This is a genomic window from Cyclobacterium sp. (assembly GCF_014762705.1).
In the GTDB taxonomy this organism is placed as follows: Bacteria; Bacteroidota; Bacteroidia; order Cytophagales; family Cyclobacteriaceae; genus Cyclobacterium.
The window spans coordinates 23,643-42,471 of record NZ_JABURL010000094.1; the positions used below are offsets into that span (position 1 = coordinate 23,643).

Annotated in this window: 15 protein-coding genes; all 15 read right to left on the minus strand. The window is 41.5% G+C overall.

Translation table 11 applies throughout. The features are described 5' to 3' along the window. Positions 1 to 60: 60 nt before the first annotated feature. Positions 61 to 1,062: a carbon-nitrogen hydrolase family protein gene (locus tag HUJ21_RS17920; protein WP_291371937.1), complete on the minus strand. Its 1,002-nt coding sequence runs from the start codon at positions 1,060 to 1,062 to the stop codon at positions 61 to 63. Between the two features lie 90 nt (positions 1,063 to 1,152). Then, positions 1,153 to 2,019 (minus strand): alpha/beta hydrolase-fold protein, encoded by an 867-nt coding sequence (locus HUJ21_RS17925; protein ID WP_366483712.1) that lies wholly within the window; start codon positions 2,017 to 2,019, stop codon positions 1,153 to 1,155. Between the two features lie 41 nt (positions 2,020 to 2,060). After that, entirely contained in the window at positions 2,061 to 3,023 is a 963-nt protein-coding gene (locus HUJ21_RS17930; RefSeq protein ID WP_291371938.1) for a ThuA domain-containing protein, read from the minus strand. Positions 3,024 to 3,309: 286 nt separating this feature from the next. After that, positions 3,310 to 4,752, minus strand: coding sequence for a sulfatase (locus HUJ21_RS17935; protein ID WP_291371939.1), 1,443 nt, complete (start codon positions 4,750 to 4,752; stop codon positions 3,310 to 3,312). Positions 4,753 to 4,764: 12 nt separating this feature from the next. Beyond that, the gene (locus HUJ21_RS17940; RefSeq protein WP_291371940.1) at positions 4,765 to 5,067 is read right to left on the minus strand and encodes a hypothetical protein; all 303 of its coding nucleotides are present in this window, start codon (positions 5,065 to 5,067) and stop codon (positions 4,765 to 4,767) included. Positions 5,068 to 5,210: 143 nt separating this feature from the next. Further along, complete coding sequence (locus HUJ21_RS17945) at positions 5,211 to 5,594, minus strand: PIN domain-containing protein (RefSeq protein WP_291371941.1); 384 nt, start codon at positions 5,592 to 5,594, stop codon at positions 5,211 to 5,213. Beyond that, entirely contained in the window at positions 5,591 to 5,797 is a 207-nt protein-coding gene (locus HUJ21_RS17950; protein ID WP_291371942.1) for a type II toxin-antitoxin system VapB family antitoxin, read from the minus strand. The genes HUJ21_RS17945 and HUJ21_RS17950 overlap by 4 nt, the downstream gene beginning before the upstream one ends. A gap of 345 nt (positions 5,798 to 6,142) precedes the next feature. Then, positions 6,143 to 7,240 (minus strand): hypothetical protein, encoded by a 1,098-nt coding sequence (locus HUJ21_RS17955; RefSeq protein ID WP_291371943.1) that lies wholly within the window; start codon positions 7,238 to 7,240, stop codon positions 6,143 to 6,145. A 24-nt stretch (positions 7,241 to 7,264) separates the two neighbouring features. Then, complete coding sequence (locus HUJ21_RS17960; RefSeq protein WP_291371944.1) at positions 7,265 to 8,644, minus strand: FAD-dependent oxidoreductase; 1,380 nt, start codon at positions 8,642 to 8,644, stop codon at positions 7,265 to 7,267. A gap of 143 nt (positions 8,645 to 8,787) precedes the next feature. Continuing rightward, entirely contained in the window at positions 8,788 to 9,846 is a 1,059-nt protein-coding gene (gene rhaT / locus HUJ21_RS17965; protein WP_291371945.1) for an L-rhamnose/proton symporter RhaT, read from the minus strand. Between the two features lie 130 nt (positions 9,847 to 9,976). Continuing rightward, positions 9,977 to 10,273 carry a glycosylhydrolase-like jelly roll fold domain-containing protein gene (locus HUJ21_RS17970; protein WP_291371946.1) on the minus strand — a complete coding sequence of 99 codons (297 nt, stop codon included), beginning with the start codon at positions 10,271 to 10,273 and terminating at the stop codon, positions 9,977 to 9,979. 168 nt (positions 10,274 to 10,441) lie between these two features. After that, positions 10,442 to 11,854 (minus strand): L-fucose/L-arabinose isomerase family protein, encoded by a 1,413-nt coding sequence (locus tag HUJ21_RS17975; protein ID WP_291371947.1) that lies wholly within the window; start codon positions 11,852 to 11,854, stop codon positions 10,442 to 10,444. A 223-nt stretch (positions 11,855 to 12,077) separates the two neighbouring features. After that, positions 12,078 to 13,502 (minus strand): sulfatase, encoded by a 1,425-nt coding sequence (locus HUJ21_RS17980; protein ID WP_291371948.1) that lies wholly within the window; start codon positions 13,500 to 13,502, stop codon positions 12,078 to 12,080. A 227-nt stretch (positions 13,503 to 13,729) separates the two neighbouring features. Further along, positions 13,730 to 15,256 (minus strand): RagB/SusD family nutrient uptake outer membrane protein, encoded by a 1,527-nt coding sequence (locus HUJ21_RS17985; RefSeq protein ID WP_291371949.1) that lies wholly within the window; start codon positions 15,254 to 15,256, stop codon positions 13,730 to 13,732. 27 nt (positions 15,257 to 15,283) lie between these two features. After that, positions 15,284 to 18,718, minus strand: coding sequence for a TonB-dependent receptor (locus HUJ21_RS17990; protein WP_291371950.1), 3,435 nt, complete (start codon positions 18,716 to 18,718; stop codon positions 15,284 to 15,286). Positions 18,719 to 18,829 lie beyond the last annotated feature (111 nt).

The following is an 18,829-nucleotide window of genomic DNA, read 5'->3' on the forward strand; positions in this document are numbered from 1 at the left end:
AAAGGTGCTTTTCCTATTCGAAAACAGGATTGAAGCCGCAGCGTATTTTACGGTATTCTTTTAGTAAATACTGGTTCGGTCGGCTGATTTGGGATCTGCAATTACTTCCCCGCTGTTCAATTTTCCCTGAATAGCATTTGGTCGAAAAGGTTTGCTCGCATCATAATAATTTCGAGACAGATCAATATCTGATATCAGCACTCCTGGCTCATTTGGGGGGAGCTTATTTTGTATCAGTCCATCCGGCGTAATGAAATGACCCGGCCAACTTTCCGGAGCCGAAGAATTGGTCAAGGACATATAAAAATAGTTGGAAGCCGCCATTGCTTGCGATGTAACAGGCATGATCAAGGGGTGAATACTTCCCTTTTTCTGCCGGGCGTTATAAAATGATTGGAAAACAATATCTGCATTTAGATTTCTGTATTCCCGATACAGTTCCGGAAACCTGATATCGTAGCATATCAGCAACCCACAGGTAACACCGTTTAGCTGAAAGGTAACAAAATGATCACCGGGTGAAAAGTAATTCAAATCACCGGAGGTGCAAAACCGTTTATCATATCTGTCTACAACCTCACCGGAAGCATTGATGACATACAAGCTATTGTGCGGCTTGTTTCCCTCGCTTAACTGATGCATGGATCCTAAAACCACCCAAAGACTCAGCTCTTTTGCCAAATTTCTGATCGAGTCGGTTGCATGAAACAATTCTTCCCAATTGAAATCGTCTATTGAATGCATGTCCACACCAGGGTATCCCGATAATGCGCATTCCGGAAAATGAACGATATCTGCCTTCTTGAGTTTTGCTTCGACCATTTGCCGCTTTATCCAGCCGTAATTATCTAATATGTTTGCTGAAATAGGAAATTGGCAGGAAGCTATCCGGATTTTTCCACTTTCAGAAACAGTTGACATTCGTGCACTACCAGGCTCAGTCCCCAAATGGACAATTGAGTTTCCCTGCCTCGCCCAGCCCAAATCGACTGCCGAAGAATAAATTATCAGAAACATCCAAAGGTATAAGTGAAGCCGGGTTAAATTATTTTTCTTTTCCACGATTATTCAGAATAGGGACAAATTGTTCAAAACCAATTGAATATACAAAAAAAAATAATTATCTGCCAGTCTGTACAAAGTTTCAATAAGTTACCCACCTGTTGATCCATAAATCGATTTATCCACAGGCTTAAAGAGCAATTGGGAAAAACGATAAAGTCCGCCTTTCCAGACCTTAAAGTCATGTCCTCCGGGCTCAATGAAATATACATGAGGCACACCATGTTCGTCCAGGTACTCGTGCGTGCGCTCGCTGAAACGTAACAGCCGGTCTTCATCTCCACAGGATAGCCACAAAACTTTTAAAAGATTCTTTGCCGCCTGAGGATCTGGAATCAATGTTTCAGGTGCTTTGGTATTGGGTGCTGCAGAAAACGCGCCCACCCAGGCAAAAGTATCCAGGTTGCCGAGCCCGAAATTCAGAGATTGTCCGCCGCCCATGGACAGACCGGCTAAAGCCCGGCTTTCTCTATCCTTTATCACCCTGTAATTGGTTTCAATAAAAGGAATAAGGTCATTCAATAGGTCTTTCTCAAAGGTGGCGAAAGCGGCCACTTTTTCGGGCTCCATCACATTTCCGCCTGCGCGGTCATCTTTCATGGCCCGGCCATTGGGAAGAACCACGATCATGGGCTCAAGCTTTCCATCCGCATAAAGGTTATCCAGAATAACCTTGGGAGTCCCGCCCCTTAACCACTCTTCCTCATCTCCACCTATGCCGTGCAACAGGTACAGCACGGGATAATTCTTTGCCTTCGAATATCCAGGGGGCAAATAGACAAAGGCCCGTCTGACTGTATCCACCGTTTTTGAGGCATAATGAATGGTGTCTATTTTTCCCTTGGGAATCCCAGTTCGCTCCTGATCAAAATTGGCCGCAGGCTGCTGTTCCAAACCTTGTGCAGAGATACTGCTGCACAAAAGGAAGCTGAACAGGCAAAAAAACAAGTTCTTCATAGTGTTTGGTTTGATTTTGAAGTGCTATTGGCTTTTTGTTTTTATTTCATATGGGGATTTCTCAGGCTGGGAAAATCAGCAGTAGGAAAATCAGGTGGAACCGGAAAATCCACCTTGCCAGTTGCCAGCCATTCGGCTACCCTCACTACGGTGGTTTGATACCCCACGCAGCGGTAAGCCGGGGGATAGGTTTCCCCTTCCCAAAGGTGTCCTAAACTGGAATTGTACACTTTGCCTTTTCCGTAACCCACCACCCACTCTACAGGCCAGTTTTGATGGGTACTAGTGCTGTCATAAGCATAAGACAGTACCTCAATATTTTTAGCATCACCTCGGGGAAAGTAATAAACTTCGGTATTTACCGTCTGCCAGGCATCCGGATATCCCTGATTGATTGGGTGTCTGTTTAAAATTTGGATAAGGGCATTGAAACGGTCACCATGCCCGGTGCCTCTCCCCTCACCCGGGGGGTATCGTTTTACATTTCCCTGTGAGTCAATTTCCAATGCCGTACCCACCGATTGGGATCTCCAACCCAACCCTATCATTTCATTGTAAGCTTCCCAATGGGCAAATGCGTTGTTCGCCGAATGAAGGATATATAATCCACCTCCCTTGGCCACGTATTTTTCTAATGCCCTTTCGGCTTCTTTGGGCCACCTTAAGCTGGAATTATGGATATTATTGGTGTTTTGAATGACCACGGTATATTTGTCAAATTTGGGAAGCCACGATTTCCTTGCTATGCTGTCTTTAGGAACTGTGCTTATGTCAACTTTAAATAATCCGCTTTCTTCCAAAATCCATTGCGTAACGGTCGATGTTTGTTGCCAATCGTGGTTCCTGAACCCATCCACAATTAAAACGGCAAGCTTTTCGTTCTGCTGGGCCTGAATTTCGGGATTAATTACCAAAAATAAATTTATCAAAAACACCAACCGGATCCAATGCACCAAAATAGATCGTCCACCAAAATTACTGAAGAAGGAAATGATGTGTCCCATGGGTTTTTGGATAATTGGGTAGATTTTCAAAATTAACATTCAAGTTAATCTAAAAAATATAATTAAGTTCAATATTCGGTAAATAAAAACATGATTTGGGAGCCGTAATGGCAAAAAGAAGGGTTGTTTTTGGCAGATGAAAAGTATTGGCCTTCGACAAGCTCAGGCACCACAGGGACCAGGTTGGGAGATAGAACTTAAGGAATACAAAGTATTTAAACCAACCTATTCATTAACTCCTGGCAAATCCTTTCTTGCTTCCATGTCAAATCCAATTGCTGCCTACTTATTCACTTTGCTCTTTTTTTTGTTTTCGGAAATAATCATTGTTGTCATAGCGGGATGTCGCAGCCCACTTCACGTTGATTTTTGGTAGGTACTGCGCCAGCTCCGATTTGACAGGTGCAAATTTTTCCTCAGTGGCTACATTGTACCACTCATTTGGATCTGCCGCCAGGTCATACAATTCTTCGGAACCATCCTCATAGCGGATGTAGCGATATTCCTGGCTGACAACCGCATGGTTGTTCCGGGCCCATGTAGTAATTGCAGGGGTTGCCCATTTACTCTTGGGATTTTCCAGCAAGGGAAAGATGCTTTCGGCTTCAATATTTGGGGGGTTGGGGAGCTTGGCCAGGTCCGTAAGTGTCGGATAAATCGAGAATAACTCCACAGGAGCGTCCACACGCTGGTTTTTTGGGATTCCGGGACCGGCAAAGATCAGTGGGGAGATGGTGGCCCTGTTCCAAAGTGCCACTTTGGCAAAGGTGCCTTTTTCTCCCAGCCGGTAGCCATGATCAGACCAGAGTACCACAATGGTATTTTCCGCATGGGGACTTTCTTCCAAGGCATTCAACAACTCCCCAATATAGTGGTCAACAAAAGATACACAAGCCAGATAAGCATGAAGTATATTTTTCCATTGCCCGTTTTCTATGGCCCATTCTGTCGTAGGCATCATGGGTAAATCATCAATTTTCAAGGCTATCTCTGGCAGGTCATCCCTGTCATTTTTAAGGTATGCCGGGTAATGGATCTTTGTTCTGTCGTAAAGGTCAAACCATTTTTGCGGTACATGCCAAGGCACATGAGGACGAAGAAAACCCACGGAGAGGAAAAAGGGTTGATCATATTCTTTTTGAATCCTTTCAATGGCCCATTTGGCCGATCGGTAATCCGGCATCTGATCGTCTCTTTCGGGGAAGGCACCCCAGTCCGTGGAGGTGCCCTTTTTGTCCCAATGGAAGCTTTGTGCCGGTGCCGGACCAAAGCCAGGCTCCCTGCCCCCGCTTTCATCCAATAAGCCGTCGGGCGCATGGTTATGGAAAATTTTTCCCACACCCATGGTATAATAGCCGGCATCCTTAAAATATTGATGCATGAAAGTGGCCTGTTGGGTGGCTTCGTTAGTTTCCTTGATTTGGTTGTCCTGGATAAAACCATAAATCCCCGTAGTGGAAGGCCTCAAGCCGGTCATAATGGCCATTCTGGAGGGACTGCACATGGGTGCCTGGCATTGGGCGTTGCCAAACAAAACACCCCTGGAAATCAGACGGTCCAGATTGGGGGTCAAGGCATCCGGATGGCCCATTCCACCGATAAAATCGTTCAGATCGTCCACGGAGATCATCAGGATATTGGGTGGCGAAGCTTGCCGGGCCTGTAACAAGCCCGTGTTTAAAACAAATAGGAAAATTAAAAAGGAAAAAACAGGATAGTTTTTTTTCATTACCGGCAAAATTCAGATTAATTCCATATGGTAAAGCACCAAAAATAAGACCAACAGGTTTAGTACCGTCCTTAAAATAGCAAAAAACCAGTTCCTACGAATATTTTTTTCTTCCTCGTCATTCAGGATCTGGTAAAAAAGTATAGCTATCAAGATGATATTAACCGTCAAAATAAGTAATGACAGGTACCCCACCCAATGGGGCCAGTACAAATATACCATCAAACCATTGAGTACATAGGCAGTCACGGTCAGGATACTCGTATTGCTATGCAGTTCCCTGGGATGAAAAAAAGATATTGGATTGGCTTCCATGCTTTTAATTTGGATAAAAAATCAGGGATTATCAAGGCCTGAGCTATTAATTTGAGCTAAGCCACAAAAATAATTGAGGTGGCTATTTTTTCCATGAGGCAAACAACCGTCTTTTTATTTTCTCCGGCTCAATAAATGACGACTTAGGGGTAATACAACAAATCGTACCCCACAACTTGCTTCAGTTTTTTATCCAAAGTCCAGAGTTTGAGTTCGTTTTTCTGAACTGCATTAAAAATTATCGCATCGATTATTCCTACTCCATGATGAACCAATCCAGAATGATAAGCAAGTAAACCTGATGCCATCACCAAAAAAGGTTCATCCAAAGCGGGAACCAAAGATGCATACTCCAGAATAACATTTACCTCTCTTTTGCTTTTTGCACCTTGCAAAAGTTCTGCAAAAATAAGCTCAAGACCAAACACCCTGCCATTTTCAAGAAGTTCCTGGCAAATATCAAAGAAGCTGGGATTTCCTTTCAGGTATTCAATCCAGATGGAAGTATCGAACACAACCCCTCTCATTCGCGATTCAAGTCCCGTATTTCCTTCGCAGCGTACCTGAACGCCAATGGTTCATTCAAAACCGTGGTTCCCAATTGCTTGATTTTTTGGGTTCTGATGTAGGCAATTAAAGCAATTTTTACCGTTTCTGTGATTGTATCTGCCTTGGATAATTCCATGGCTTCCGCTATCAACTCGTCAGGAATAATGGCTGTAACTTTCATACTATTAACTTTTTACGAATATACGATAAAGTATCGTATGATTACCAGTTATTAAAAGCAAAATTTTAATCAATTTGGACTTAGGAGTTTTTACTGAAATTGGTGGAGCTATAAGCGATTTATTTCCCACAATAGAAAAAACCAAAGGTCTCCCCTATGCACCAGGGATCTCTTTAACCCGGATTATGTATTAGCCTTCGTGACGAGGGCTTAAAACGCGAGAAAATCAATCACTTTGGATAGTGAGGCGTAGTCACCCCTACGGTGAACTCGAAAAGTGGAGCGAAGCGGGTGATTTTGAAGCGTTTTAAGTCCGAAGTAGAAAATCTAATGCATATTTCGGGTTTAATGATCAGGACTATTGCCATGCTTCTCCAGAAACTCCAGTACCTGACGCTCCACAAAACTGTTTTCATGGGGTATCATTCTGCCTAGTGCTCCATTAAATTTGGCTGAATTTATCCCATGATCTGAATATAACTTCAGTAGCTTTACCAGCTGCGGACCAGTCATCTGGTTAAGGTTCGTCATTGAATGGTTCACCACATCCGGATTTAAATGGGCTGCTTCAGCCAATTGATCAAAAATCAGGTTTTCTATGCCATGGTCTACCTTACCGATAAGCTTGAAAAGTTGAAGTTGTAAATCCTCCGATCCCAGCTGTTCAATTGTAAGTGATTTCAATAACAGGTAGGACTGGAAATATTCTTCTTCAAGTAAGATTTTAATTAATCCATCCATTACCAAATCATTTAATTCCGGGAGTATGTCAAGCCGCTCCAATGCCCAGGTTCTGTCACTCTGATCGGTACTTTGCAGGATCTTTGTAAACAGATAGGGATCAAAGCTGCTTTCTGTCAGACCTATAACTTGCTGTTGAACCGGGCCGTGGACGACATGGTATAATTTATGGGTAGTATAGGCAGCCCCAGGCACCACATAATCCAGCACATCCTTTGCCGTAGCACCAGATACCCCATCTGCTGAATGGCTTACTGTGTCCGTATTTTTGATTAAATCCTCAAAAGCATAATTTCCCAATGGCAGAAATGGATCTGCCAGCAGTTGATGCAATTGTTCGTATTCCATTGGTGAAAAAGGATCATGATCATATTTGCTCAGAAACTCTCCATCTTGCAGCTCGAAACCCAGGTACCTGCCGGTAATGTTCCAGTAGACCCTTATTTTCAAGGGACGACACTTGTTGTCAAAGCATACTCCGGTGTGCAAATCCATAAAATAATTCAGCGGAATACTGACAGTTCCGTCTTCCTGGCGCATTTCCTGCCGGTACAGGGAATCATTAATGGATATGGTGATCAAGCTGGAAGAATCAGATATGGATATGGTAGCAGGTTGAAAATACCTGATATCCTCCTTTTTTTCTAAAAAAAACAGGACCAATGAAAGCCCGATCGAAAATCCCTTTATCCAATTGATCATGTATCTCTGCTTTGTAGGTTTTGCTTAAGCTTCCGGTACAATCCCTCCATGCATCTTTAGCATATTTTTCAACTCATCAAGGGGGACCTTAGCCGGGGTAACCTTGAGTTTAATCGCCAAAACGGCCGCTGCTGCCGCCGCTTGTCCCATGCCCATACAGGATGCCTGAACCCTCAATGCTGAATTGGCCAGCCGGTCACTGCTCAGACAACGCCCGGCAACCAAAAAATTCTGGCTGTTTTTTGGTATCAATGCCCTTAGTGGGATGGTGGCCACAATGTCTTCTTTGAGAAATTCCTGATAAATAGATTCCCCATCTCTATGCAAATCAATGGGATAAAAAGAATAAGACAAGGAATCGGGAAACACTTTTCCGGAAACATAGTCTTCATGGGTGACCTTATAAAGTCCGTCAATCCGGTAGGTTTCCCGAACGGCAGTTTCAGTCTGGGCATCCATTAATTTTAATTTTTCACATCCCGGAAATGTTCGCAATTTCCTGATCAGGTTCAATAGGGACGCTCTACCTTCTATATTGGCTTTTGTATGCAGCTCGGCTGTAGAAGAGTCGGCCCCATGCACATAAACGTAGTTATAGGGCACGGTAGGTGGGAAATTATTAACGGATGAATCCACTTTCACGTCCTCATTAATCAGCATATTTTGCCTAAGCCTGCCATGGTATTCCTGTGGAATTTTAGAAAGGTCCAGGGATTCAAAATCATAGCCTCCAATCCGAAAGATAAAGGATCCTGGTTGTGTATCTTTCTCTCTTAATAAGTCAAATCCAGCAATTGAGGCGGCGGCGGCATTACCGGAACAATCGATGATCTGATCACAAATGATTTCATTGGCAACTCCTTTCCCAACCGTTTTGACGGTCCATTTTCCATTGGTAAAATTAATGGTTGTGGGCGTTTCATAATAGTGAATGCCAACGCCTGCATCAAGGCACTTTTCCTCTGCCAGCAAGGCATAAAGTGCCTTATTGACGGTTACCTGATGCCTCCAATGACGAATGGTGTCATTGTTGGGAATGATAGAGAAATTAGGGAGGATATCATCGTTTAGTTTTACCGCATCCATCACCAGCTCCCATCCTATTCCTCCGATAATCTGCTTCCCCCAGGCATGAAATATCCCGGGGAAGGATACCCCTCCGGTGGTAGTCGTCCCTCCCAATTGGCTGCCACTTTCTATCAGGGTAGTTTTGGCCCCTGCTCTTCCTGCCTGTATGGCTGCCACAACGCCGGCAGTTCCCCCACCGACAATCAAAATTTCGGTTTCAATTTTTTGCTTTTTGATGGTATATGGTGCTGCCAGCATTTCCCCTTTTGTAAGCTGCGGGGCGGTCAGTCCTACTGATATCGCTCCCATTCTGGCAATCATTTCTCTTCTTTTCATCTTATATTGGGTTTGTATAACGCAGACCTCCAGGCTTTAAAAACCTGGAAGTCTGCTATAATAATCAATAACCGGGGTTTTGGTCTGTTGCCGGATCAATGGCACCATTGAAATTGGTTTCCTGTAAAGGAATGGACCCAAGGTTATGTTTCTTTAAAATTTCCAATCCCTACTATGAATATGGACATAATAATGATAACAATTCCTGAGGCTATGGTCCACTTGGTTTTTGTTGAAGTTTCCTTCCACTCTTTTCGGTAAAAGCCCCAAAAATTAGCAGTTAAAATAATTGTTGACATATGCAGTATCCATGAACTTGCACCATTACCCAGCTTACTTTCGCCCATTCCGTAAAAAAAGAACTGTAAAAACCAGATTGTCCCCGCAATTGCTGCAAACATATAATTATTAAATAAGGGAGTTGTTTTATTGTAAAAATCTTTATGTGTACGATTTTTTAAGCTCAAAAATGTTGTCCAAATAAAGTTGGTGGTAAAACCTCCCCACAAAATTACTACAAAACTAACATTGTTTTGATAAAGCGGGTTAAATCCTGCCTCCACAGCGGCATTTGCCAAAGGTTTCCCAGCCTCAATTCCATAGTTGAAAAATGCACTGAGAATACCCGAAAAAATGGCAATTATCAATCCTTTCACCAGGCTAAAATCCTTTATACTTTTTCTTTTCTGTTCTTCCGATAGTTCTCGTTCTTTCATCATACCGGCCCTTCCCGAGACAGCAATACCTGTCAGGCAAAGAAGGACACCCAATAATACCAAACGGCCTCCGGTACTGTTTATCATATCAGTAAATGAAACTTTCCCAACGGCAGGGTATAAATTGTAGTATATTGATGGAACCAAGGCCCCAAAAGCTGCTGAAAAACCCAAAACGACAGAACTACCCAAAGACATGCCCAGGTACCTTATTCCCAGGCCGTAAGTTAATCCTCCGATGCCCCACAAAACTCCCATTAAAAAAGTAAAAAAAATAATATTCATTGAAGAACTACTGATAATTTGCATAAAATCAGGAACTGTAAGCCAAGCCGCCAGAGGAGGCACTATTATCCATGAAAAAAGACCTCCTACGATCCAGTAACTTTCCCAAGCCCAACCTTTTACTTTATCAAATGGCATGTAAAAACTACCTGCGGAAAATCCACCTATTGAGTGGAAAATTATTCCAAAAATTGCTTGCATTGATTAGTGAATTTTGAATTTGGTTAAGGTACAAAAAACAAGCATAGCCTGGGTAATCTGAGGCTTTTTGTAAGGCTGAAATAGCTCAAAGACATACCGGTATTTACATAGATTTAGGCTTGCATTGACATTAGAATACTTTTGCCTGTAAAATAGTAACCGGCCCCAATAAACCTGATGGTTCCAATAGTATTTCGTCAATGGGTCTGTCTCTATAATCATGTTTCAAATCGGTGTTGGTGGAGATGAATTTCTTTTTATTGTGTAAAGTCTGGTCACCGGCTACACGATTGTAAAATGAATTCACTACTTTAATTTCAAGGATATTGTCGACTTTTTGTAGTGCATCGCTAATTTCTACCCGAAATGGCGATGTGCAGACGATGCCTTTGTCTCGTCCATTTATTTTTACCTCGGCAATACCCATATCTTTTATGATTTGGAGTTGCCAATATTTCGTAAGCAAATTTTTAATATTAATAAATAACTTCAAAATACGCCAATAATTTTTCAATAAATGTGTCCTGAAACCTTTACTATTTTCCCACATTTATTCTTATTTTTTTTTCTAGTATTCAAAAATTTGCTGTAATAATTAACAAATTTTTACCACATCGATATTCAAAATTTGACCCAACTTTTCAATTTTGTCAGCAATATGTCCAAGTCCAATAGCACAATGATGTGCCGGTCCCTGTTTAGACCATTGATCCATAAACATTTTAGCACCAATAGGGAATTTATAGCGGCTATTGGTGTTTCCGATTTGCAATACAGGCCCAGCCACTGATTCGCCTTCTGCGATTAAAAAGAATAAACCATCTTTTCCTTCCACCACAGAGAGTAAAGTCACCCGTCCGTTTTTTACATTCATTTGAATGGACAAACCTTTCCCGGGCTTGCCATGATAAACGGGCAGTGGAACCAATTTTACTTTTTCCTCGGCAATGGCGGGATGTGCAGGCCCATCGTGACCCAGATAGATGGCATCATCTTTAAAATCCATCAGGTAGAATTCAGAAAAGGAGCCTCCTGCCCCAAATTCAGCCATTATTTTCATGGCCTGTGCATTTTTTACCTCACATTCTCCAGCTACAGGAATGTTTTTCCCGGTTAATAAGGTATTGCCGGCTATTACTGATGTTACTATATTTTCATATTCGTTTCCGGATTCGCCTTCATAGTAATAAGCCATCGCTCCAAGAGCGTGGGCTTCGACCAGCTTATCCAATGCTACCGATGTTTTGGCTGCCCTTTCGATCTCACTTTTCTCACACTCAGGTGAGACCTCAAATGAGTTTGAAAATTCTTCAATCTTTGAGAGCACTTCGCCTTCTGTGGCTGCATCCCTGTATTTTTTCAATTCACACATTTCCAGCAATTCGATGTGCGTGCCGAATGCAGTGCATTGTTTTGTCAGGTCGGTATAAACATCCAACATTCCACCATAGTAATGGCCAAGAACCCCAAGCCGATTGTTTCTCATTTTAGCGGCAACCCTTGCTGCCTCCGTCCAGGCTTTTATTTCCGACCAGGCTTGTTCATCTTTTAAATAACCGGTCACAATATCATATGGGATGCCAGACCGGTTAAACACACTTGCAATTTCAGGTACTGAACAGGCCTGACAATGTTCCAACCAGACACCGGTCATTTTTCCACGGTCATCAAGCGCATTGAATTTTTCGTAATCTAATTGGGGAACAGGTTGAAGATTTAAAATAACGATTGGTGCCTTTACTTTTTGCGCTATGGGTAATACGGTTGACGACAAAGCATAAGTTGAAACATAAAGAAAAACAATTTCTACATCCTCTTTCTTAAGCAATTCAGCAGCTTCGCGTGCTCTTTCTGGATTATCTATCATTCCTGCATCGACTACTTCCAAACCAGAGCCTGATATTTTGTTTTTAATTTGTTCCTGATATCCTCTCAGGTTATCGAGCAATCCCTCAAATTGTGGCCAGTAGGTGTCAAGTCCAATTCCGAATAGTCCGACTTTTATCATGTCTGATTATTTTAAACTATTTTTAATTTTCATTTCCTATTAGTATAAGTCCCATACTTTAATAAGCTCATTGGTCTGATGATGGCTTTAGCAGAATTACGAAAATAATGTGGTCCGGCCATGAGGCGAACAATAGGTATCAATTGTTAAATTTATTGAACTTTTATACAAACTGGGACAAAAAATGCTCCAAGGATAAGTAAATCAATCCCTTAAACCTAGGTTAATTATTTTTGAATCCCGGACTTTGCACTTTGGTCTCATAATTTTTATAGGGAATTTCATGTCCCCTTTCCGTATTCACTTCGTAGCCCCAAATGGTCAAATATTGTTCTTTAGGTAGAAACAGATCACCCCTCTCTTTAAGTTTGGCCTGGAGTGTTTCATCAAGTTTATTTTGAATGTCCCGGTAACTTATATTGTTAAGCAAATTCTCCATTTGATAGGGGTCTTCCAAATTATCATACAAAAGCCATGGTTGATCCTGGTTTCGAACATAGGTATAGCGTGCCGTTCTTATGCCTCTATAAGGGATCCCTTCGTGGTAGCCGGCAAAAGGATAAACACTCATTATCAAAGCAGCCCGATCATCCTCAATCTTGTCATTTGAAATAAAATGGGTAAGATCTTCACCCTCAATTGAGCTGGGTATGGAGACTTCTGCTATGGATAACAAAGTGGGTAGAATATCGGGCGTATTAATTGGTGCATTTATCTCATATCCTTCGTTCCCGTAAACTGCCGGATACTTTATTAGAAAAGGAACACGTATGGACTCATCCCAGGGACGTTGTTTCTCTTTGGGTGGCTCTCCTTGTGAACCCAGCATTTCTCCATGGTCTGCAGTAAAAACTACTATTGTATTTTCTGCTTGACCTGTCTCTTCAAGCGTCTTCATTAAATTACCTATACAAAGGTCCAGTGCCAGGATATGGGCATAATAACCCTGAGCCTCTTTTCGAGCTTCCTCTTGCCTCCATTCAGGCACATTAGGACGAAGTTTTATGGAATCTAAAGGATATTTCTCTTTTAATTCAGCGGGCGCTGTATGATGCGGGAAATGGGGTATGCCATAGGAAATCATCAGTAAAAATGGTTTTTCATCGGAAGAATGTTCTCGGATGTAGTTCTGAGCATCTTTGGTCTGAGCATAGGCATCATAACCTTCCCACTTAAGCTTTGTAGTATCCTCATTCGCATAATAAAAAGAATTGTTATAGTCGTGTGTACATTCCAGTGCTTTCCAATACTCAAACCCTTGGCGGCGATTTTTAGGAATAAAACTTTCCCTACCATGCCCGTCCAAATGCCATTTCCCAATGTATCCTGTTTTATATCCTGCTTCCTTAAAGATTTCAGCCATGCAAAGTTCCTCACTTGGCAAGTACAAATCATTCATAAACATTCCTGTACTCAGTGGAAAACGACCCGTCATGAGTGCCGCTCGGTAGGGAGTACATACAGGACTTACAGCCACTGCATTTTTAAAATTAATTGCACTGGCCGCTAGCCGATCCAGATTTGGGGTATTTGCATTTGGGTCTCCACTGTAGCCCACAGCCTGGGCCCGTAGTTGATCTGCAAGAATATATATTATATTAGGTTTTGTTGATTTTTCAGAAGCTTGATTACTATTTTGAGTACACATACTCAGCATAAGAAAGCAACAAATCATTAGGTATTTTTTAAGTATGGTTAAGTGCTGTGCCATCATTTTTTGTGAATTTTAATTATTCAATTGAGCTCATTTCTACTTTAATCTGCGATACCGAAACCAGTAATCCAATGAACCTATCATTTATGTCAAGCTTAACCTACTGATTTCAGATTAGCCGGAAATTTATTCTCTGTCTGGTTTTCAACCTTCCTATCTCATTAATCAGTTGGATTTTGATCGATAAATGGAGCTAAATTCAGTTCACCGCTTGGTATTTGATACAATAATTTATTTGGCGTCATCACCCAGCAGGTTTCATCATATGGCAGAAAATTTGGTGGAGGTGTTGTTGGATTGGCTAACTCTACCTGTCCATACGCCGTCATCACTTCAATCGCCTTGTCCGTTCTTAACAGATCAAACCAACGATGATTTTCAAAGGCCAATTCAACCCTTCTTTCATGAGCGATAGCTGTGCGAAATGCATCCTGATCGGGCAAATCAGTAGGAGTCAAATCGGGCAAGTTAGCCCTGGACCTGATTTCATTCAAATAGGTAAATGGTAATCCAGTACTATATGCTTGCTCATTGATGGCTTCAGCTAATAAGAGCAATACGTCTGCATAGCGATATATTGGCCAGTTGTCTGGTGTTGTAGCAAAATTTGGATCAACATCATTGTCGTACTTCTTCACATAGGGTACCGTGAGGTTATTCCTATCAAAAAACCCGATTGAAACATCTTTTCTAATATCATTGACTTCATACGTATTGACCATGTCCAAAGTGGGAATGTTTCTTCCTCCACCATTTCCCGGTCCAACAAAAACGGTCCCTCCGGAACCTACCGGAGCAAATTGGTAAATAAAATTACTAGCCTCTCCGGCAGTTCCATCTAAATACTGCACTTCAAAAATTGACTCCTTACTATTTTTCATGGCCGGATCAAAAAGATCCGCATAGCTGGGAAGAATTTCAAAAAGACCGGAATTTACAATATCTTCCAATTCACTTTGCGCCAAACTATAGTTGCGATTATCTTTACTTGTCATGTATACTTTAGCCAGCAACATCCTGGCAGTATAACTGGTAACCCGCCCCCTGTTGCCACCGGTATAAGTGGGTTCTAACGAAGAAATGGCAAATTGCGCATCCGCGATAATGGACTGGTAAACTTCTGAAACAGGTGCCCTTTCAATGGCAAATGCTTGTTCTGCTGAAGTTATAGGTTCTAAAAGCAGTGGAACATCACCCCAGTATTGAACCGCAATAAAATGGAAATAGGCTCTGAAAAACCGCAATTCTCCTTCCAGTCGCTGCGCCAAAGCAGGGTCGATTTCGGCAGTTTCCAATTGATTTAAGGGAACATTGCAATCCTTTATCGCATTGTAAATAGTATTCCATGGACCGGCAATGGAATTGGCATCGGAGGTTTCTTTAAATTGGTCTAAAAAGCCAAGTTGTGCCGCACCTCCTAAGGATCCCTGATCGTTCGCATTATCGTAGGTTGTATTATCAGATCTACCTTCCTGTAAGACATGAGCACTTAAAATAAAGGTTTGAAGGTCTCCATACACGGCATTTGTCGCCTGAATAAAATCATCATCCGTCTGATAAAAGTCCGCCTCGGTGGTATAATGCTGTGGTGTAACGGTTAAGAAATCTTCACTACATCCAAAACCAACAAATATGGTGCACACAAAGCAACAAATTTCTATATTTAGTTTACTCGTATATTTTCTCATGATTAATTTAATTATATTAATAAATGATCAAAGCGTGATACTTGCACCCAGTGTAATGGTACGGGGAACCGGGTATGAAAAATCATCCACACCAATCCTGCTGGGATTACCACCATTTTGACTTACCTCTGGGTTATAACCTGTATATTCAGTGAACTTAAATAAGTTCTGAGCACTGAGGGTAAACCGAACATTGGATATAAATTCAGTTCTGTCGATCAGTGCGGCAGGTAATTGGTAGCCAAGCGTTATATTTTTTATCCAAAGATGATCACCGTTTTCCACATAAACATTTGATACAAAGTGTTGTCCAGGGTAGTAAATAGCAGGAATACGACCAGCACCGGGGTTTTCCGGAGACTTCCATCTTGTCAGGAATGCCTCATCTACATTCCATCTTCCTACTTCATTATACGATGCTTCATAAAGTGCATTGGCTATTTGATAGCCAAATGATCCCGTCATTAATATAGAAAGGGAAAGGTTTTTATAGGAAAATTGGTTATTAAAACCTAAAACAGTTCGAGGATGGGGATTACCAATATTCGTCTTATCCTGAGCATTAATAATTCCATCATTATTTACGTCTCTATAGATATATCCTCCAAAGTCTTTTGCTCCTGGATATCCATATAAATCAGGGTCATCCAATTGTTCACGGGTATTGAAAATGCCATCTATTTGATATCCATACAAAGATCCTACAGGTATTCCTTCCTCTGTGATATTATCCCCTATAATGATCCTTTCAATCTGTTCTGGCATCGAAGTGACTATATTTCGCAACAGAGACACATTTAGATTACCATTCCACATAAAATCGTTTATCTGATGGGATCCAACCGCCTCAAAATCCCAACCCTTGTTCTGCATTTCACCAACGTTGATCCTACTGGATGAAAAACCCGAAGCCTGTGGCACTGACACATTAAATAACATGTCTTCAGTGGTTTTTTCATAGTAATCCACTTTTAGCCCAAATTGATCCTCAAAAAACCCTAATGATAGTCCAATATCAAATTGCTTGGATGTTTCCCATTTCAAATTTTCTGAGCCAAGTGATGCAAGGGCTTTTCCGGTAACAATTGCACTGTTTAAAACATAGTTGTAGTTGTTGTTCAAGTTATTCAAATTGGGAATGGATAAGATTTGTCCATATTGGTCAAAATCACCAATGGCACTATTACCGGTAATTCCATAACTAGACCTGATTTTCAACTCATTTATAAAAAAATCTTTGGGGTAAAAACTTTCCTCTGAAACTCTCCAACCGATGGAGGCCGAAGGGAAATTCCCATATTTGTTTTTGGCCCCAAATCTGGAAGACCCTTCTCGTCTGAAATTCACTTCAGCAAGATATTTACCATTAAAGTCATAATTTAACCTTCCAAAAAAGGCTGCAAGCGCCCAATTGCTACGATCTGTAACTGCAGCTGATACCTGAGACGCTTCCAGGAAATTGATATTATTGTCGTTGGGAAAATTGGAGGCATTGATAGAGGACATTTCTCCGGATTGTTTCTGTGAAGTATACCCTAATAATGTGCCAAATGAATGCATGCCTATCCTTCTATCGTAACTTAAGAGATTATCAAATCCCCAATTTGTAATGTTAAAGTTTACATTGGTAGCACTATTGGTCAGCGGTGGCCTTCCTCCGTTGCCAATTGCAGGCCTTCCCACAGTGGTTGGGATAAATACATTATTCGTAGTGGTCAATAGCCTACTATAAACCCGTGGTCTGAAATGTAATCCTTCAATGATTTTAATATCTAAATTCATCCCGGCATAAATGTCTCGACTTATGGTTTGATCTTTTGTAACTTTAGACTTAAACAATGGATTGGCGAATGAAAAATATCCAGGAGAATCTCCATCAATATATGGAACAAGTTCACCGTTTTCATCATAGGGTGATTTCAACGGGCTTAAGGTCATAGCTGTCATAGAAATCCCTCTTGGTCCCAGCTCAGGCGTTTCATTACTTTCAGTATGTGAAACAGATAAATTGGCTCCCGCACTCAACCAATCATTAAATTTACCATCAACATTTGTCCTTAGCGAATATCGTTTGAAATTGGTGTTGGGCAATAATCCATCCTGATCCAAGTAGCCAGCTGAAACAGCGCCTCTAAGTTTTTCACTTCCTCCTCTATAAGTAAGATTATGGCTCTGAAACCGGGCATCTGAACCCTCCTGAAAAACTTCATCCTGCCAATTCGTTCCTGGACCATAATTGGGATCAGCCAAAACATCGAGGTAAATTTGAGGAACTGGATTGGATGTATTATTTCGAGCATTCAATTCCTGAATTCGCTCCACGTTATATTGTGCATACTGCTGTGCATTTAAAAAGGTAGGCCTCCAATTTTGAGGAAGATAGTTGTATCCTCCACTTACTGTATACTCAACCTGGCTCTGAGCTTCTTTTGCTCTAACAGTTTCTATCAAAACCACTCCATTGGACCCTCTGGCACCATAAATTGAAGTAGATGCCGCATCCTTAAGTACAGTGATTTTTTCAATATCGTTTGCACTTAAACTGGATGGAATATCACCCACTGGGTTTCCGTCAATTACAACAAGGGGAGATACACCAGCATTGATTGAACTAAGGCCCCGAACTTGAATACTGGGAGTTGACCCTGGAGCTCCGTTATTGTCCCTAACAGTTATTCCAGATGCTCTCCCTTGTAGAAGTTGACCTGGTTGAGATAATGGTAAACTTTTTAACTCAGAGGTATTTACTTCAGAAATAGCCGAGGTAACCTTGGCTCTCTCCTGGGTGCCATACCCTGTAACAACTACCTCTTCCAATGAAGATTGGTCTTCCCCCAATGTAACATTAATAGTATTTTGCATCCCAACAACTATTGATTTGGATTCATATCCTATATAGGAAAATACTAAAGTTGCATTTTCCGGAACAGTTATAGAATAATACCCATCAATATCTGTTACAGTTCCAGATGTGGTTCCACTTACGGTAATAGATGCCCCAGGCAAGGGTTCCCCGTTTTCATCGGTAACCCTTCCGGTTATGTTAATCTCCAACAATGCTTCAACATTGGCGACACGCTCCAACTCTTTTGCTTGCTGAGGGACTTTCCTGACATGAATATTCCGGTTAACCTGTTTGAAATACAAACCCGTTTGCCGGCCAATTAGTGATAGTAAGTCATAAACCGTCTGGGTTCCCCCGGCAGTAGTGACCCTTGGAGTACCTTTTAATTCCCTATCTGTATACACAAAACTAAACCCGGTCATTTTCTCAATGGTGGAAAATGCCTTTTCGATTTTGGTATCTTCAAGGGTTAAGGTGATCATTACTTCTTCAATATCCTTGATCTGTGCATTGCCATTCCAGGCAAACAGAAAACTCATAGAAAGGAATTGAATCAGAAACGCATAGGTAAATAGTTTGGTCATGCGTATAACATGTAATAGTATAAGATTTTTCATACCTTTACTTTGTTTGTTTTAAAACTATAATGAATGGTTTTGAATAAACATGCCCCGGAATTCCGTTAGCTAGTTTTTCCGGAGATCGATTTGGTCGGGGATGTTGGCGCA

What these genes read in the sequence shown, in the direction of transcription:
- HUJ21_RS17925 (WP_366483712.1), bottom strand. Translation starts at nt 2,019, where the DNA reads ATGAAGAACTTGTTTTTTTGCCTGTTCAGCTTCCTTTTGTGCAGCAGT.
- HUJ21_RS17930 (WP_291371938.1), bottom strand. Translation starts at nt 3,023, where the DNA reads ATGGGACACATCATTTCCTTCTTCAGTAATTTTGGTGGACGATCTATT.
- HUJ21_RS17935 (WP_291371939.1), bottom strand. Translation starts at nt 4,752, where the DNA reads ATGAAAAAAAACTATCCTGTTTTTTCCTTTTTAATTTTCCTATTTGTT.
- HUJ21_RS17940 (WP_291371940.1), bottom strand. Translation starts at nt 5,067, where the DNA reads ATGGAAGCCAATCCAATATCTTTTTTTCATCCCAGGGAACTGCATAGC.
- HUJ21_RS17945 (WP_291371941.1), bottom strand. Translation starts at nt 5,594, where the DNA reads ATGAGAGGGGTTGTGTTCGATACTTCCATCTGGATTGAATACCTGAAA.
- HUJ21_RS17950 (WP_291371942.1), bottom strand. Translation starts at nt 5,797, where the DNA reads ATGAAAGTTACAGCCATTATTCCTGACGAGTTGATAGCGGAAGCCATG.
- HUJ21_RS17955 (WP_291371943.1), bottom strand. Translation starts at nt 7,240, where the DNA reads ATGATCAATTGGATAAAGGGATTTTCGATCGGGCTTTCATTGGTCCTG.
- HUJ21_RS17960 (WP_291371944.1), bottom strand. Translation starts at nt 8,644, where the DNA reads ATGAAAAGAAGAGAAATGATTGCCAGAATGGGAGCGATATCAGTAGGA.
- rhaT (WP_291371945.1), bottom strand. Translation starts at nt 9,846, where the DNA reads ATGCAAGCAATTTTTGGAATAATTTTCCACTCAATAGGTGGATTTTCC.
- HUJ21_RS17970 (WP_291371946.1), bottom strand. Translation starts at nt 10,273, where the DNA reads ATGGGTATTGCCGAGGTAAAAATAAATGGACGAGACAAAGGCATCGTC.
- HUJ21_RS17975 (WP_291371947.1), bottom strand. Translation starts at nt 11,854, where the DNA reads ATGATAAAAGTCGGACTATTCGGAATTGGACTTGACACCTACTGGCCA.
- HUJ21_RS17980 (WP_291371948.1), bottom strand. Translation starts at nt 13,502, where the DNA reads ATGTGTACTCAAAATAGTAATCAAGCTTCTGAAAAATCAACAAAACCT.
- HUJ21_RS17985 (WP_291371949.1), bottom strand. Translation starts at nt 15,256, where the DNA reads ATGAGAAAATATACGAGTAAACTAAATATAGAAATTTGTTGCTTTGTG.
- HUJ21_RS17990 (WP_291371950.1), bottom strand. Translation starts at nt 18,718, where the DNA reads ATGAAAAATCTTATACTATTACATGTTATACGCATGACCAAACTATTT.